This window comes from Actinacidiphila sp. bgisy160, from assembly GCF_965342435.1.
In the GTDB taxonomy this organism is placed as follows: Bacteria; Actinomycetota; Actinomycetes; order Streptomycetales; family Streptomycetaceae; genus Actinacidiphila.
This window is the reverse complement of sequence record NZ_CBDRCM010000018.1, coordinates 57,230-71,983: the sequence shown is the minus strand read 5'-3', so window position 1 is coordinate 71,983 and position 14,754 is coordinate 57,230. Positions and strand designations below refer to the sequence as shown.

Here is a 14,754-nt window from a genome sequence, read left to right as displayed (position 1 = left end):
TGGGGCCGAGCGGTGCGAGGAGCGCACGCGGGACCGGGTTCGAGCCGGACCCGGTGACCGACAGGAAGGCGGGAAGGGCCCCGGGAGCGATGCGCTCCCGGGGCCCTTCCGCGTGCCGGGGTGCCTCAGCCGGCGGGGGACTCGGTGATCGTCTCGGTCTCGGTCGGCGAGGCCGTGACGCCCTCGGCGGGCGACTCGCCCGGGCTCGCGGTCTCGGTGGGGGAGGGCTGCTCGCTCGGCCCGAAGGAGGTGTAGTAGCCGGCGGCCGGCAGCGCGAGGCTCTGCAGGGAGACCTCCCCGGTCTTGCTGAAGCCGAAGACGACGTTCTTGAAGTCGCCGTCGGTCTTGCTCGCGGAGCCGCCCTTGAAGAGGGCGGACGGGTTGCCGTCTCCGCCGAGCAGCAAAGAGCTGTGGCCGGGCAGCGAGATCGGGCCGGACAGCTTGGCGTCCATGGAGCCGACCTTCACGGAGTCCAGGGTCTGCGAGTCGTCGCCGTTGTTGAAGATCTTGGCCGTCACCGAGGAGGAGCCGTCGGAGGTGGCCTGCGTGAGCACCACGACGTTCTGGACCTCGATGTCGCCGACGCTGGTCGCCGCGTTGTCCGGCCTGATGCGCAGCGTCTCCGCGTCGTTCCCGGCGGCGCAGGCGGCGAGCGGGACGATCGAGAGTGCGAGGGCGGCGGCGAGAGCGCCGCGTCGAAGGCTGCTGCTCACGGCGGCGGCATCTCCTTGGGCGGGGTACGGACGTACGGGACTTACGCTTACCTGTTGCTGGATTAGGTTACCGAGCCTGTCTCACGCGCCCGCACCGGGCCACCCCTCGGCGGGGCGGGGCTTCACCCGCCCGGGTGTCCCGGAGGCGTTCACGGGGCCCGGCAGGGGCCTTCCGCAGGCACCCGGAGGTACCGGCGCGGGCGTGGCGGAATCCATTCCGGGATTCCGCCGAACGATTCCCGCCACACCGGCAAGATCCATTTACTGTTCATCCGCCGGACGGAAATCCGGCGTGGTGCGAAAATGGATCACATCAAGCTCGCGGCGGCCGAACGGAGTAGCGACAGACCCCCCGCAAGAGAGCGACAAATCGGGATGTTCCTTCCCTTGTCCAGGCCGTCCGCAGGGTGTAACGACGGCGTTTCAAGGCCCCTCGACACCCACTCCGACCTGCGAATTCCGCCCTCCGCTCCCTCTCCGCAGCACGTTCCGGCCGCACTTGTCAAGCCCCGAGATATGCCCTGACCTGCGAAAACGCCATTCAGAACCGGCCGTTCCCGTGTTACCCTGGATAGCCACGGAAGGGGTACCTGTCACATGACGTTCAAGGTTGGCGACACCGTGGTCTATCCCCATCACGGGGCCGCGCTGATCGAGGCCATCGAAACTCGCCAGATCAAAGGCGTGGACAAGACCTACTTGGTGCTCAAGGTCGCCCAGGGCGACTTGACGGTACGCGTGCCCGCGGACAATGCGGAGTTCGTCGGCGTGCGCGACGTGGTCGGTCAGGAAGGGCTGGACCGGGTCTTCGAGGTGCTGCGCGCACCGTACACCGAGGAGCCCACCAACTGGTCCCGCCGCTACAAGGCAAATCTGGAGAAGCTCGCGTCCGGCGATGTCATCAAGGTCGCGGAAGTCGTACGTGACCTGTGGCGTCGTGAGCGGGAGCGCGGGCTGTCGGCCGGCGAGAAGCGCATGCTCGCCAAGGCCCGCCAGATCCTGGTCAGTGAGCTCGCGCTCGCGGAGAACACCAACGAGGACAAGGCCGAGACCCTCCTCGACGAGGTCCTCGCGTCCTGACGCGGATTTCCGCCGCGGTGCCCGGTGCGTCCCATACGCCGGGCACTGCGGCATGCCGGGACGCCCGCGCGGTGCCTGGCCACTTTGATCACTTCGACCACTTCGACGACGCCGAGGAGCCCCCCTCGTCTTCGTTCGCGCGTCGCTTCCCCCTGCATACTGGGTGCCGGGCCCGGGCAGCAGGCTCTGTCGGTGTCACGGAAGGGTCCGACAGGGGCTTCGCGCCCGGCACGTTGAGGCGATACCCATTTCGGCCAAGGACACAAACCTGACTACCGCGGCAGTCATTCCCGCCGCCGGACGTGGAGTCCGGCTCGGCCCCGGTGCGCCCAAGGCGCTGCGCACCCTGGGCGGCGTCCCGATCCTCGTGCACGCCGTGCGTGCCATGACCCGCGCCCGCGCGGTGTCCCTGGTCGTGGTGGTGGCACCCCCGGACGGGGTCGCCGAGGTCAGGGCACTGCTCGACAGTCACGGCCTGCCCGAGACCAAGGACATAAAGGTCGTCGCCGGCGGCGAGAGCCGGCAGGACTCGGTACGGCTGGGTCTGGCCGCGCTGCCGGACGAGGTCGAGGTGGTGCTCGTCCACGACGCCGCGCGCCCGCTGGTGCCGGTCGACATGGTCGACGCCGTCGCGGCCGCCGTGCGGGACGGCGCCTCGGCCGTCGTGCCCGGGCTGCCGCTCGCCGACACGGTCAAGGAGATCGACCCGGCGACCGGCGCCGTCGTCGGCACCCCGGACCGCTCGCTGCTGCGCGCCGTCCAGACCCCCCAGGGCTTCGACCGGGCGACGCTGCTCAAGGCGCACACCACGGTCACCGGTCCGGTCACGGACGACGCGAGCATGGTCGAGCGGCTCGGCGTCCCGGTGCTGGTCGTGCCGGGGCACGAGGAGGCCTTCAAGGTCACCCGCCCGCTGGACCTGGTCCTCGCCGAGGCCGTGCTCGCCCGCAGGAGGGCCACCGATGACTACTGAGCCGACCGCCGCCGCCCCGGCCGCGTACGTCCCCGTGCTGCCCCAGGTGGGCATCGGCACCGACATCCACGCCTTCGAGGCGGGCCGCGAACTGTGGGTCGCCGGCCTGCTGTGGGAGGGCGAGGGCGACGGCCTGGCCGGACACTCCGACGCCGACGTCGTCGCGCACGCCGCCTGCAACGCGCTGTTCTCCGCCGCCGGCATGGGCGACCTGGGCGCGCACTTCGGCACCGGCCGCCCGGAGTGGTCGGGCGCCCCCGGTGTGACCTTGCTCACGGAGGCGGCCCGGATCGTCCGCGAGGCGGGCTACGACATCGGAAACGTGGCCGTCCAGGTCATCGGTCCCCGCCCCAGGATCGGCAAGCGCCGCGACGAGGCCCAGAAGATCCTTTCCGCCGCGGTGGGCGCCCCGGTGGCGGTCTCCGGCGCGACGACCGACGGCCTGGGCTTCACCGGCCGCGGCGAGGGACTGGCGGCCGTGGCGACCGCACTGGTGGTGCGCCGCGCGAAGTGACCGACGGCGCGGAAGAGTTGACGCGCCGCTCGCGAGGCCGTGCCGTCCGCTGTACGGGTGAAGCGGCCGGCCGCCCACCGCCCGGTCGGCCGGTGCCACGGCCCCGGCGAGCGTCACAACACCGTGAAGCTCATGCGGAGCGGACGGCGCACGCACCCGGGACCACTACCCTTGATGCGTGACTATTCGCCTGTACGACACCAACGCGCGCCAGGTCCGTGACTTCACCCCGCTCCGGCCGGGCTGCGTCTCGATCTACCTGTGCGGCGCCACCGTGCAGGCGGCCCCGCACATCGGGCACATCAGGTCCGGCCTGAACTTCGACATCATGCGCCGCTGGTTCGCCTACCGCGGCTATGACGTGACGTTCGTCCGCAACGTCACCGACATCGACGACAAGATCATCACCAAGTCGGGCGAGCAGGGCCGCCCCTGGTGGGCGATCGGTTACGAGAACGAGCGGGCCTTCAACGAGGGTTACGACGTGCTCGGCTGCCTGCCGCCCACGTACGAGCCGCGCGCCACCGGTCACATCCCCGAGATGATCGAGATGATGCGCGGCCTCATCGAGCGCGGTCACGCCTATGAGTCGGAGGGCAACGTCTACTTCGACGTCCGCTCCTTCCCGGACTACCTGGAGCTGTCCAACCAGGAGCTCGGCAACCTGCGCCAGCCGGAGAGCGAGGGCGAGACCGGCAAGCGGGACGCGCGCGACTTCGCGATGTGGAAGGCCGCCAAGCCCGGCGAGCCCTCCTGGGAGACCCCGTGGGGCCCCGGCCGTCCCGGCTGGCACCTGGAGTGCTCCGCGATGGCCCACAAGTACCTGGGCCGCGCCTTCGACATCCACGGCGGCGGCATCGACCTGATCTTCCCGCACCACGAGAACGAGATCGCCCAGGCCAAGGCCTTCGGCGACGAATTCGCGCGGTACTGGGTGCACAACGCCTGGGTCACGATGAGCGGCGAGAAGATGAGCAAGTCGCTCGGCAACTCGGTCCTCGTGGCCGAGATGACCAAGCGCTGGCGGCCCATCGTGCTGCGCTACTACCTCGGCACCCCGCACTACCGCTCGATGATCGAGTACAGCGAGGAGGCGCTGCGCGAGGCCGAGTCGGCGTTCGCCCGGATCGAGGGCTTCGTGCAGCGGGTCGTCGAGATGGCCGGCCCGGTCGAGCCGGCCGCCGAGGTGCCGCCGGCCTTCGCCGAGGCCATGGACGACGACATGGGCGTCCCGCAGGCGCTGGCGATCGTCCACACCACCGTCCGGCAGGGCAACTCGGCGCTCACCGCGGACGACAAGGAGAGCGCCGTCGCCCGCCTCGCCGAGGTGCGCGCGATGCTCGGCGTCCTGGGCCTGGACCCGCTGGACCCGCACTGGTCGGGCGACGGGCGCGGCGAGGACCTGCACGGGGTCGTCGACTCCCTCGTCCGGCTGGTGCTGGAGCAGCGGGAGTCCGCCCGGGGCCGCAAGGACTACGCGACCGCCGACGCCATCCGCGACCGGCTCCAGCAATCCGGGCTGGAGATCGAGGACACCCCCTCCGGGCCGCGCTGGACGCTCGGCTCCCGGTAGCCGGGCGCTCGCGTCATCATTGACACACGTACGTACGTTCACGCAGTAGCAGCAACAGCAGCAGGAAACAGGTGACCCATGGCCGGCAACAGCCAGCGCAGGAACCGCCGCACGTCCAACAAGAAGGGCGCCACGGTCGGTAGCGGTGGGCAGCGGCGCAGGGGCCTGGAGGGCAAGGGCCCCACCCCGCCCGCGGAGGCACGCAAGGGGCACGCCAAGCAGCGCGCCGCCAACGCCAAGATGAAGCGCGCCGCGTCCGCGCAGTCCCGCCGCCCGTCCGGCCGGGGCGCCAAGTCGACGTCGGAGCTGGTGGCAGGGCGCAACCCGGTGGTGGAGGCGCTGCGCGCCGACATCCCGGCCTCGGCGGTCTACGTCCAGCAGTTCATCGACAACGACGAGCGCGTGCGCGAGGCGATCAAGCTCGCCACCGACCGGGGCATCCCGCTGATGGAGGCCCCGCGCCCTGAGCTGGACCGCATCACCAACGGGCTCAACCACCAGGGTCTGGTGCTGCAGATCCCGCCGTACGAGTACGCGCACCCCGACGACCTCGCCGCCGAGGCCTTCGACGCGGGCGAGGACCCGCTGATCGTCGCGCTGGACGGGGTCACCGACCCGCGCAACCTGGGCGCCGTCGTCCGTTCCGTCGCCGCCTTCGGCGGCCACGGGGTGGTCGTGCCCGAGCGCCGCGCGGCCGGGATGACCGCGGGTGCGTGGAAGACCTCGGCCGGCACGGCCGCGCGGGTCCAGGTCGCCCGGGCCACCAACCTCACGCGGACTCTGGAGGCCTACCAGAAGGCGGGCCTCACGGTCGTCGGCCTGGCCGCCGACGGCGAGGTCGAACTGCAGGACCTCGAGGCGCTGGCCGGACCGGTCGTCGTCGTCGCGGGCTCGGAGGGCAAGGGTCTGTCGCGGCTGGTCGGAGAGACCTGCGACCTGCGGGTGCGCATCCCGATGCCGGGCGGCGCGGAGTCGCTGAACGCCGGTGTCGCCGCGGGCATCGTGCTCTACGAGGCGGCGCGCCGCCGGGCCTGAACCCGCGCGCGCTCCCCTGCGTGCCCCGGCGACAACCCCCGATTGACGGGCCTCGGACACAACGGGGCCCGTCACACAGTGTCCTTATCGGGTGTCACTCGGTTAGATGAGTGTGGACACCAGAACACCCCGCACTCCTCCGGGGGGACGGTCGTCGGCGATCACCGACGAGCCTGTGCTCAACATGCTCAAGGTCTCCTCCGACCCGGCCCAGGTCATCGTCAATCACGCGAGCTTCCGCGTGCAGCTCGGCGCGACGTCGGGCCGTGCCCTGACGAGGACCCAGCGCGTCCCCGTCATCCCGACCTCCGTCCGCCCCTCCGCCGCCGCGCAGCGGCGCGGAGCGCCCCTGGTGTGGTCCGGGCGCAGCGAACCCGGCGACGCCGCCGCCACCCACCTGCTCGCCGCGGTGCGCCACGGTCAGGCGGACGGCCTCGACCTCGGCGCCGCGACGCAGGTGCTGCCGCGGATCGAGGAGCCGCCGCAGCCCGTCGTCGGCCCGCCGCGCCGGCCGCCGGCGCCCGGCGAGATGCTCGGCGGCATCCGCCCCGCGCGCGGTGCCTACGGCGGCTACGACCCCGAGGACACCAACGAGTTCGCGTACTCCGCGCCGCCCGCCGACCCCGTCGACGAGGGCCCCGACTTCGACCCGTACGAGGAGCCCGGCGAGGGGTACGGCCGCGCCCGCGACCGTGAACGCGCCGAGCCCATCCGGCACGCCTACTACCCCGGCCGCCGGATGAACCTCGGCATCGTTCTGCTGCCGCTGCGCATCTTCCTGGGCTTCATCTCCATCTACGCCGGCATGGGCAAGCTCTGCGACCCCGTCTACTTCGACGGCGGCAAGCGCGGCTCGATGGTGACCTGGCTCGCCTCGCTCCACCCCTCGGGGCTGGCCGAGCCGCTGCGCGACCTCGCCCTCGCACACCCCATCGGCGCCGGGCTCACGGTGGCCTTCCTGCAAGTGATCGCCGGTGTTCTCACGGTCTTCGGGCTCTGGCAGCGGCTGGCGGCGTCGATCGGCGTCATGCTGTCGGCGGCGCTGCTGGTGACGGTGAGCTGGCGGACCGTCCCGGCCTACGACACGCCCGACATCATCCTGCTCGCCGCGTGGAGCCCGCTGGTCATCGCGGGGGCTCCGGTCTACTCCGCCGACGGCCGCCTGGCCGGTGAGGCCTGGCGCAAGCTCGGCCCACGCGCCCCCCTGGGGGAGCTGCGGCGCCGGGTGCTGCGCCGCGGCGCGGTGCTGGCGACGGTGCTGACCGGGATCTCGCTCGTGGTCGGTGCCACGCTCGGCACCGCCGTACGGTCCACCAGCCCGCGGTCCGAGCTCCCCGCACCGACCGACCTGCCGACCAACGACCTCGAGGGCTCCCCGCTGCCCGAGGTGCCCGGGGAGAAGTCGTCCCGGCCCTCCAGGACCCCCTCGGCGGGCCGTTCCGGAGGTCCCTCGCCCTCCCCGTCCTCCGCGCCGTCGGCCCCGGGACCGGCGTCCTCGGCGCCGAACGCCCGGCAGTCGCGTCCCGGGGCGTCCTCGGGGAACACCGGCAACGGCGGCGGTACCGGTGGCGGGCCGACGCAGCCCGTGCCGTCCGTCCCGTCCCGCCCGACGGTGCCCAACAACCCGCCCACGCCGGGCGGCGGCAGTGGCGGTGGCGGCAGCGGCGGCGGTTCCTCCGACAGCGGAGGCGCGCTCGGCGGGCTGCTGGGCAGCGGTGAGACCTCCGGCTGGCTGCTGGGGGCCCCGGCACGGCACGGCTCGGGCAAGTTCGCGTAACACCCGTACGGCGCACACGCAGAGGCGGCCGGAGGTTCCTTCCTCCGGCCGCCTCTGCGTGGCCGTCGTGCCCTGTCGCGGCCCGTACGCTCAGCTCTGGGAGGCGAGTTCCTTCGCGGCCTCGGCGAGGTCCTTGGCGGTGTCGATGGCCCGCCAGTACGCGCCCTGGGGCAGTGGGAAGCCCGCGAGCCGCCGTTCCCGGGCGAGTTGGGGGAAGGTGGTGCGCTCGTGGTCACCGCGTTCCGGGAGCAACTCGGTGAACTCGGGGGAGAAGACGTAGACGCCCGCGTTGATGAGGAACGGCGACGGGGGCGACTCGATGAAGTCCACGACATGGCCGAACTCGTCGGTCTCCACGGCGCCCCACGGAATGCGCGGACGCGCCAGCGCCAGCGTGGCGACCGCCGCCCGCTCGATGTGGAAGGCCGCCATCTCCCGCAGCGAGAACCGCGTCCAGATGTCGCCGTTGGTGGCGTACCAGGGCTCCTGGGGCCGTGGCAGGGAGGCAGCGGCGTATCTCAGGCCGCCGCCACGGCCGAGCGGTTCGCGCTCGACGACCGTGGTCACCCGCAGCGGCAGGTCGGCCGCCGGGCCGGCGAGCCACTCCTGGAGGACCTCAGCGAGAGGGCCGCACGAGATCACGGCGTCGGTGACGCCCTCGGCGGCCAGCCAGGCGAGTTGGTGGCCGATGATCGGGATCCCGGTGCCGGGGATCTCGATCATCGGCTTGGGGCGGGTGTCGGTATAGGGCCTCAGGCGGGAGCCCTGTCCTCCGGCGAGGAGGACGGCCTGGGTCACCGCCGGGGAGGTCGCGGGCGTGCCGGTCATGGGCGCACCCTACGCGACCCGCGCGACGGGTCATCCGACCGAGGCCACGCCCGTCGCGAAGGCGGTGTCGCAGACCGGCCGCGACCAGGCCTGGGCACGCTGCACCGAGCCGTACTTGGCGACCGCGGCGCGGCCCAGGGACCGGGCGATCGAGCCGCAGTACCGCGCCAGCGACGGCCGCTCGGCCATCTCGCGCTGCAGGTGCGTCAGGGCGACGCCGGGGTTCTTCTGCTGCACCTCGCCCAGCAGCTTGCGGCGGAGCACCTCCTGTGGGGCCGACCTCTCGGACGCCGCCTTCTTCTGGTGCGAGGCGGTGAGGACTTGGGCGTCGGACGCCGAGGTCGCCCACGGCACGCGGGTGACGGCGAGGGTGCCGGAGAGCACGAGGACGACCGGGAGGACGAGGGCGAGTGACTTGCCGATGCGGCGGGCTACCTGGTTCACGGCAGTGATGGTAGCGAGGAGTGATGATTTGGCGACATTTAGCCACTCTGATGAGTGATGAATGCCCCTTGATCAACTATGGGCGCATTGACGAACATGGTCGAAATGCCGTTGTATGACCGGAAATGTCAGGTGTTTCGGCCCCGGAACGGCCGTGGCCCGGCCCCCTTGCGCGGGGGCCGGGCCACGTGGGTCCGCAGGCGGTCCTGCGACCGGGCGCTCGTGCGCTCAGTCGGTCAGACGCTCGCCGGTGGAGGTGGAGAAGACGTGGGTCTCGCCGGCGCGCGGCACGACGTGCAGCACGGAGCCCTTCTCCGGCACCTGGCGGCCGCCGACGCGGATGACCAGGTCCTTGTGCTCGCCGTCGACCTGGGCCGAGCCGTAGACGAAACCGTCCGCGCCCAGCTCCTCGACGACGTTCACCGTCACGGCCAGACCCGCCGGCTCGTCCTTCGACAGGCCGGAGCCGTCGCCGTTGACGATGTCGAAGTGCTCCGGGCGGACGCCGACGGTGACCGTGCGGTCGCCCTTGTCGGCCGCGGCCTGCACCGCTTCGCGCTCGACCGGCACCACGGAGTTGCCGAACTTCACGCCACCGTCGTGGATCGGCACCTCGACCAGGTTCATGGCCGGGGAGCCGATGAAGCCCGCGACGAAGAGGTTGGCCGGCTTGTCGTACATGTGGCGCGGGGTGTCGACCTGCTGCAGCAGACCGTCCTTGAGGACCGCGACGCGGTCACCCATGGTCATGGCCTCGGTCTGGTCGTGAGTGACGTAGACCGTGGTGACGCCGAGGCGGCGCTGCAGCGAGGCGATCTGCGTACGGGTCTGGACACGGAGCTTGGCGTCCAGGTTGGACAGCGGCTCGTCCATGAGGAAGACCTGCGGCTCACGGACGATCGCGCGGCCCATCGCCACGCGCTGGCGCTGACCACCGGAGAGCGCCTTGGGCTTGCGGCCCAGGTACTCGGTGAGGTCCAGGATCTTGGCGGCTTCCTCGACCCGCTTGCGGATCTCGGCCTTGTTGACGCCCGCGATCTTCAGGGCGAAGCCCATGTTGTCCGCGACGGTCATGTGCGGGTAGAGCGCGTAGTTCTGGAACACCATGGCGATGTCCCGGTCCTTGGGCGGAAGGTGGGTGACGTCCCGGTCACCGATCCGGATGGCGCCGGCGTTGACGTCCTCCAGGCCGGCCAGCATGCGGAGCGAGGTCGACTTGCCGCAGCCCGAGGGGCCGACGAGGACGAGGAACTCGCCGTCCTCGATGTCGATCTGGAGCGCGTCGACGGCGGGGCGCTCGGACCCGGGGTAGATCCGGGTCGCCTTGTCGAAAGTGACAGTGGCCATGGTGCAGTGGTCCCTTCACCGGCAGGAACGTGCCGGACGATCCGAGTAAAGGAAAGAGGTCTAGTCCACAGGATGTGGACCTTCCGTGACGCTACCTGCCCCGCCCCGCTTTGTCAGCACCCTCCCGGCCCCCAATTCCCGGACCTCCCCCCTCCCCGCCTGGGTACACTTCTCATGGCCCCACCCGTCGCCCGGCCACCCCGGAGCGGGGGACGGCGCCGTGCCGCCTTAGCTCAGCTGGTAGAGCACCGCTCTTGTAAAGCGAAGGTCGTCGGTTCGAACCCGACAGGCGGCTCCAGTTGGGAGCAGTGACAACGCCCCGGACCATGATCGGTCCGGGGCGTTCGGTGTCTGCCGGGTGCGTCGGCCGCGGTGCTCACGTGTGGCCTGAGCGGGAGGGTTTCGGGGCCGATGGCCTCACGCTGTGTGTCCGATGTCACGTCCGACCGGCCGAGCCACGGCGACCGCCAGGGCGAAGGCGGCGTGGAGCGGAACGCCGGCGTCTCGTCCAACGTCCAGGGAGTGGCCTCGCGGCCGAGGCCCTTGGGCGGCTCCACGAGCGAGGCGACGTTCTGGGTGGCCGGATCCTCCGGCGGGCCGCCGTGAGGGCCGTGCAGAGGACGCGGTGAGCCTCCTGGGCCGTGGCGGGCCCGTACGGCGGGACACCTCGGCGACGAAGGTCCGCACGTCACGCGTCCCCAGGGTGTGTGCGGCATGCCGCCTGGTGACGATCGGGTAGAACAGCGCCACGCGGTACGGGTGACGCGATGCGGGGAGTTCCCGCCATCGCGCGGCGAGGCGGCGGAAGCGTGTCGCCACGGTGCACCTCAAGCCGGCTCAGGGGCCGGGCGGTCGTACCCCGGCTAACCCCGGCGCTTGTGTACCTGCCACCAGATGATCAGGGCCGCGGCGATCACCAGCAGCATGACCACGCCCCAGAACGTGATCTGGCCGCCCCAGTAGTGGAAGGAGAAGCCGCTTCTGCCGCGGTACCGGCTGCGAGCGAGCAGTGCGCCGGTGGTGAGTGTCGTGTGCACGGCTCAACATGTTCATCGCGCGGAGTCCCGCGCAAGGGTCCGGGGGGTTAGTGACGGAACCGTAACAGCGCAGGTGGGGCCCAGGAGTGGCGTCGGCGGGACGGGGTGGCCGTCACGCGCCCTGGAGTGAGTTCGGGAACGTGACGGCCGTCCGGTTCACCAGGGCGCCGGGCCCGGGGGTGCGACGACCGGGGGACGGTCGTCGCAGGTGATGGTGTTGGGCAGCTCCCACGCCGCCAGCCAGGGGCCCGTGGCGCCGCCGCCGTCGTTGCCGCCGAGGTCGGTCAGGGAGAACTCGGAGCCGGTGGCGGGGAAGTTGAAGGAGCCGCAGTTGTTGACGCCCACCGCGCCGACGTTGCGGGCGTCGACGTTCTCGAAGGACGCGGAACCCGCGGCCCGGGCGCTCACGACCGAAGTGCCGGTGCCGTCCACCCGGATGTCCTTGAAGTGCACGTTCGTGATCGAGTAGGTGTCCTTCACCGGCCAGTCGGCGACCAGCATGATGGCGTTGTAGGTGCTGTCGAGGAAGTGGTCGCCGGTCACGCGGATGTCGGCGTCGATGTTCCGCTCCAGGGCGTAGAACCAGATCGCGCCGAGGCCGATGTTCCAGTTCAGCTCGTACGTGCCGGACCGCACCGTGGTGTTGTCGGTGATCCACAGGTGCCCGGTGAACGGCTGGGCGCCGAAACGGGAGCCCACCTGGAGGGCACTGCCCTCACGGATGGGGTCGGCGATCAGGTTGCCCGAGACCGTGTTGTCGGTGCCGCCGTAGATCGCGATGCCGTTGGCGAGCACGGGCGTCTGCACGGTGTTGCGGTCGAAGGTGTTGCGGGCGTTGCCCGTCTTCTCCGACCACATCGCCAGCCCGTCGTCGCCGGAGTTGCGGACGAAGTTGTTGCGGACCACCGAATCGGTCACGCCGGTGTGGAAGTTGAGGCCGTCGGCGATCTGGTCGGTGATGACGTTGTCCGTGATCCGCAGGTTCGACATCGGGCCGTCGAACCACAGGCCCACCTTGGTGTGGTGGATGTACAGACCGTCGACGGTGGAGTCGCTCATCGCCCCACCGACGCCGTTCACCTGGTCGGTGTCGATGCGTTCGCGTACGTCGCCCTCGATCGCGAAGCCCGACAGGTGGACGTTGCGGCTGCCGCCCGCCGACGTGTCCTTGCCGTAGAAGCCGACGCCGGTGCGGAGGGAGTGGTCGGGCGCGGGGGAGTCGAGCGCGACCTCCTTGCCCTTGAAGATCGTGTACCAGCTGCCGGCGCCCTCGATCGTCACGTCGTCCACGACGATGTGCCGGTTGACCTGGTACGTGCCCGGTGGGACGTAGACCTTCAGGTGCGCGCGGCGGGCGAAGGCGATCGCCTTGTCGAGGGCGCCCGCGGAGTCGCGGCGTCCGGTCGGGTCGGCGCCGAAGGCGAGGACGTTCGCGGCGACCAACGAGACGCGGGGCGGCGCGACGAGCTGCGAGTCGAGGAGGTCCACGGTCGTCGTCACGGCCCCGGCGCGCGCGGGGACGGTCAGCCGGACGCGGTCGCCCGCCTTGTACGTCCGTGTCAGCAGGAGCCGCTGCTCGTCGTAGAAGTGGCTGGGCCGGAAGGGCTTGGGGATGACCGGCGCCGGGGTGGTCGCGTTCGGCACGCAGCCGCACTCGGTGATCCACCAGTCGTCGTGCAGCAGTCCGGCCCGCGGATCGTTGGAGAACGGGTACTGGTTGTAGAGCCAGGCGTACTGCGAGGTCAGGGTCATCGTCGTGCGGGCGCGGCCGTTGACCGTCACGTCGAGCGGCGCGGTGATGCCGCCTCCGCCGGGCGCGTCCGGGATGCTGTACCGCACGGTGATCGCGTTGGCGGCGCTCGGCAGCGTGAACTCCAGGTACTGGCCGCGGCGCAGGGTCACCGCCTTGCGGCCCGACGCCTCCGCGGGGAGCGTGTAGGCGGTCCGGTCCGGGCCGATGACCTCCCCGTCCGTGGCGGCGTTCTCGGCCTCCTGCTCCACGAACCCGAGGTCCGCGCCGCGACCCTTGACCAGCGCCGGGTCCAGCGCCGCCCGCGTCACGACCGGCCCGGCCGCGCCCTTCGCCGAGGCGGCGCCGGCCTGGGCCGTCGCGCCGGCCGGGCCGATGCCGAGGCCGGCCGCCACGGCGACCACCGCGACGGCTCTTCGCCACGCACTCCTGCTGCTGCTCCCTGTCATCCCCAGCTCTTCTCTCGTAAGGCGCGACCGCCCGGGACGTTCGAGGCGGAGCGGACGTCGTGAGGTGAGGCGACCGTAAGGACCCGTCAGGCCGCTCCACAAGGCTCATGCCACAGGTTTTCGGCTGAATGATGGCTGACTGCGGATATCTGTTTGTTTCTTGCGTTGCTTGCGTTAGTCGTTGCGGATACGGACAGCATGGAGCACCCGGGCGCGGCCGGGTGCCCGGGACGGGGAGCAGCGGGGCTGGTGGAGGCGGCTCACCAACTCGGCCAGGGCTGGGGCAGGGGAGCCCAGTCCGGGCCGCGGTGGCGCAGCCACCATTCGCCGATGGTCCGGAACTTCTCCTCGAAGGCGGCGTCCTGGCTCATGAAGCCGGTGACGGGCGCACGCAGGCGGGTGACGCGGCCGCCCGCCTCGCAGATCACCACCCGCCGCACGCCCATGCTCGACTCGACCCAGATGCCCTGGACGTCCGCCCAGCGAATCGTCCTGCGCCGCAGGTTGTGCACCACCGCGGTCGATGGGGTGAGCGTGACCCCGGATCGTGCGGAGCTGAGCAGCCCCACCGGCAGCACGAGGAGCCACAGGCTCACCGGGAACGCGAAGCCGGGGCCGGGCGAGGTGGGGGAGAGCAGCGGTGCGGCGATTGCCAACACCGTGACGACGGCGGCGCCGGGCAGCAGCGGCATCACCCTCTGGTACCAGGTCAGCCGGAAACGGACGCGCTCCATCGAACTCCCCACCCCTCGTCGGCGCATGATCGCCGACGCAGTTTGGCCGACGCTGTTGCCGCCGTCCACCCGGTGGGAGGGTCAGTCGGCCTCGGCGGCCGCGGGCCGCGCTTCGGGCGCGTGACGCAGTCCGTAGGCGGTGAGGGGTTCGAGGGCGGCGAGGAGTTCGGTGCCGCGTGCGGAGGGGTGGTAGTGGATCTGCACGGGGGTGCTGGGGATGACCTCGCGGCTGACGAGGCCGAGGGTCTCCAGTTCCTTGAGGCGTTGCGAGAGCAGCCGGTCGGAGATGCCCGGCACCATGCGGCGGTAGTCGGTGAAGCGCCGGGCGCCGCGTGCGGCGGCCAGCAGGACGGCGCCGGTCCAGCGCCGGCCGACCTGCTCGAGGACGGCCTGGAAGGCGGTGCAGGCCTCGGCGTCGATGTCGGGTGCGGTGATGTCGCGAGAAGTCACTTATCGGAGATTAGTGGCTAACCCTCTTCTTTGTCGAAGGCCCCGGTCCC

Annotated in this window: 14 protein-coding genes and 1 tRNA gene; 7 read left to right on the top strand and 8 right to left on the bottom strand. The window is 71.4% G+C overall.

Annotated elements, in window-relative coordinates:
- Window positions 1-125: 125 nt before the first annotated feature.
- Window positions 126-713, bottom strand: a complete 588-nt coding sequence (locus tag ACRWNP_RS16985; protein WP_431962080.1) for a DUF461 domain-containing protein — start codon at window positions 711-713, stop codon at window positions 126-128.
- 597 nt (window positions 714-1,310) lie between these two features.
- Between ACRWNP_RS16985 and ACRWNP_RS16980 the strand changes: the two genes are divergently transcribed.
- From ACRWNP_RS16980 to ACRWNP_RS16955, 6 genes are all read left to right on the top strand, one after another.
- Window positions 1,311-1,793 (top strand): CarD family transcriptional regulator, encoded by a 483-nt coding sequence (locus ACRWNP_RS16980; protein WP_018559600.1) that lies wholly within the window; start codon window positions 1,311-1,313, stop codon window positions 1,791-1,793.
- A 241-nt stretch (window positions 1,794-2,034) separates the two neighbouring features.
- Window positions 2,035-2,766: a 2-C-methyl-D-erythritol 4-phosphate cytidylyltransferase gene (gene ispD / locus ACRWNP_RS16975; RefSeq protein WP_431962184.1), complete on the top strand. Its 732-nt coding sequence runs from the start codon at window positions 2,035-2,037 to the stop codon at window positions 2,764-2,766.
- Entirely contained in the window at window positions 2,756-3,280 is a 525-nt protein-coding gene (gene ispF, locus ACRWNP_RS16970) for a 2-C-methyl-D-erythritol 2,4-cyclodiphosphate synthase (RefSeq protein WP_431962079.1), read from the top strand. The genes ispD and ispF overlap by 11 nt, the downstream gene beginning before the upstream one ends.
- A 178-nt stretch (window positions 3,281-3,458) precedes the next feature.
- On the top strand, window positions 3,459-4,853 hold the full coding sequence (gene cysS / locus ACRWNP_RS16965) for a cysteine--tRNA ligase (RefSeq protein ID WP_431962078.1): 1,395 nt from the start codon (window positions 3,459-3,461) through the stop codon (window positions 4,851-4,853).
- A 78-nt stretch (window positions 4,854-4,931) separates the two neighbouring features.
- On the top strand, window positions 4,932-5,888 hold the full coding sequence (gene rlmB, locus ACRWNP_RS16960; protein ID WP_431962077.1) for a 23S rRNA (guanosine(2251)-2'-O)-methyltransferase RlmB: 957 nt from the start codon (window positions 4,932-4,934) through the stop codon (window positions 5,886-5,888).
- Between the two features lie 106 nt (window positions 5,889-5,994).
- Window positions 5,995-7,665: a DoxX family protein gene (locus ACRWNP_RS16955; protein ID WP_431962076.1), complete on the top strand. Its 1,671-nt coding sequence runs from the start codon at window positions 5,995-5,997 to the stop codon at window positions 7,663-7,665.
- A gap of 90 nt (window positions 7,666-7,755) precedes the next feature.
- On the opposite strand, the gene ACRWNP_RS16950 is transcribed toward ACRWNP_RS16955, so the two are convergent.
- From ACRWNP_RS16950 to ACRWNP_RS16940, 3 genes are all read right to left on the bottom strand, one after another.
- Entirely contained in the window at window positions 7,756-8,493 is a 738-nt protein-coding gene (locus ACRWNP_RS16950) for a nucleotidyltransferase family protein (protein WP_431962075.1), read from the bottom strand.
- 30 nt (window positions 8,494-8,523) lie between these two features.
- Window positions 8,524-8,937 (bottom strand): hypothetical protein, encoded by a 414-nt coding sequence (locus ACRWNP_RS16945; RefSeq protein ID WP_431962074.1) that lies wholly within the window; start codon window positions 8,935-8,937, stop codon window positions 8,524-8,526.
- Window positions 8,938-9,165: 228 nt separating this feature from the next.
- Window positions 9,166-10,284 (bottom strand): ABC transporter ATP-binding protein, encoded by a 1,119-nt coding sequence (locus tag ACRWNP_RS16940; protein ID WP_431962073.1) that lies wholly within the window; start codon window positions 10,282-10,284, stop codon window positions 9,166-9,168.
- Window positions 10,285-10,506: 222 nt separating this feature from the next.
- On the opposite strand from ACRWNP_RS16940, the gene ACRWNP_RS16935 reads away from it, so the two are divergent.
- A tRNA-Thr gene (locus ACRWNP_RS16935) sits at window positions 10,507-10,582 on the top strand.
- 565 nt (window positions 10,583-11,147) lie between these two features.
- Here ACRWNP_RS16935 and ACRWNP_RS16930 read toward each other — a convergent pair.
- The 4 genes from ACRWNP_RS16930 to ACRWNP_RS16915 all read right to left on the bottom strand — a co-directional run bounded on the left by ACRWNP_RS16930 (window position 11,148) and on the right by ACRWNP_RS16915 (window position 14,704).
- Window positions 11,148-11,321 (bottom strand): hypothetical protein, encoded by a 174-nt coding sequence (locus ACRWNP_RS16930; protein WP_431962072.1) that lies wholly within the window; start codon window positions 11,319-11,321, stop codon window positions 11,148-11,150.
- Between the two features lie 156 nt (window positions 11,322-11,477).
- Window positions 11,478-13,520, bottom strand: a complete 2,043-nt coding sequence (locus ACRWNP_RS16925) for a glycosyl hydrolase family 28-related protein (protein ID WP_431962071.1) — start codon at window positions 13,518-13,520, stop codon at window positions 11,478-11,480.
- 260 nt (window positions 13,521-13,780) lie between these two features.
- On the bottom strand, window positions 13,781-14,254 hold the full coding sequence (locus ACRWNP_RS16920) for a hypothetical protein (RefSeq protein WP_431962070.1): 474 nt from the start codon (window positions 14,252-14,254) through the stop codon (window positions 13,781-13,783).
- Between the two features lie 81 nt (window positions 14,255-14,335).
- Window positions 14,336-14,704 carry a winged helix-turn-helix transcriptional regulator gene (locus ACRWNP_RS16915; RefSeq protein WP_431962069.1) on the bottom strand — a complete coding sequence of 123 codons (369 nt, stop codon included), beginning with the start codon at window positions 14,702-14,704 and terminating at the stop codon, window positions 14,336-14,338.
- Between the last annotated feature and the right edge of the window lie 50 nt (window positions 14,705-14,754).

What these genes read in the sequence shown, in the direction of transcription:
- rlmB (WP_431962077.1), top strand. Translation starts at nt 4,932, where the DNA reads ATGGCCGGCAACAGCCAGCGCAGGAACCGCCGCACGTCCAACAAGAAG.
- ACRWNP_RS16940 (WP_431962073.1), bottom strand. Translation starts at nt 10,284, where the DNA reads ATGGCCACTGTCACTTTCGACAAGGCGACCCGGATCTACCCCGGGTCC.
- ACRWNP_RS16955 (WP_431962076.1), top strand. Translation starts at nt 5,995, where the DNA reads ATGAGTGTGGACACCAGAACACCCCGCACTCCTCCGGGGGGACGGTCG.
- ACRWNP_RS16920 (WP_431962070.1), bottom strand. Translation starts at nt 14,254, where the DNA reads ATGGAGCGCGTCCGTTTCCGGCTGACCTGGTACCAGAGGGTGATGCCG.
- ACRWNP_RS16950 (WP_431962075.1), bottom strand. Translation starts at nt 8,493, where the DNA reads ATGACCGGCACGCCCGCGACCTCCCCGGCGGTGACCCAGGCCGTCCTC.
- ACRWNP_RS16980 (WP_018559600.1), top strand. Translation starts at nt 1,311, where the DNA reads ATGACGTTCAAGGTTGGCGACACCGTGGTCTATCCCCATCACGGGGCC.
- ispF (WP_431962079.1), top strand. Translation starts at nt 2,756, where the DNA reads ATGACTACTGAGCCGACCGCCGCCGCCCCGGCCGCGTACGTCCCCGTG.
- ACRWNP_RS16925 (WP_431962071.1), bottom strand. Translation starts at nt 13,520, where the DNA reads ATGACAGGGAGCAGCAGCAGGAGTGCGTGGCGAAGAGCCGTCGCGGTG.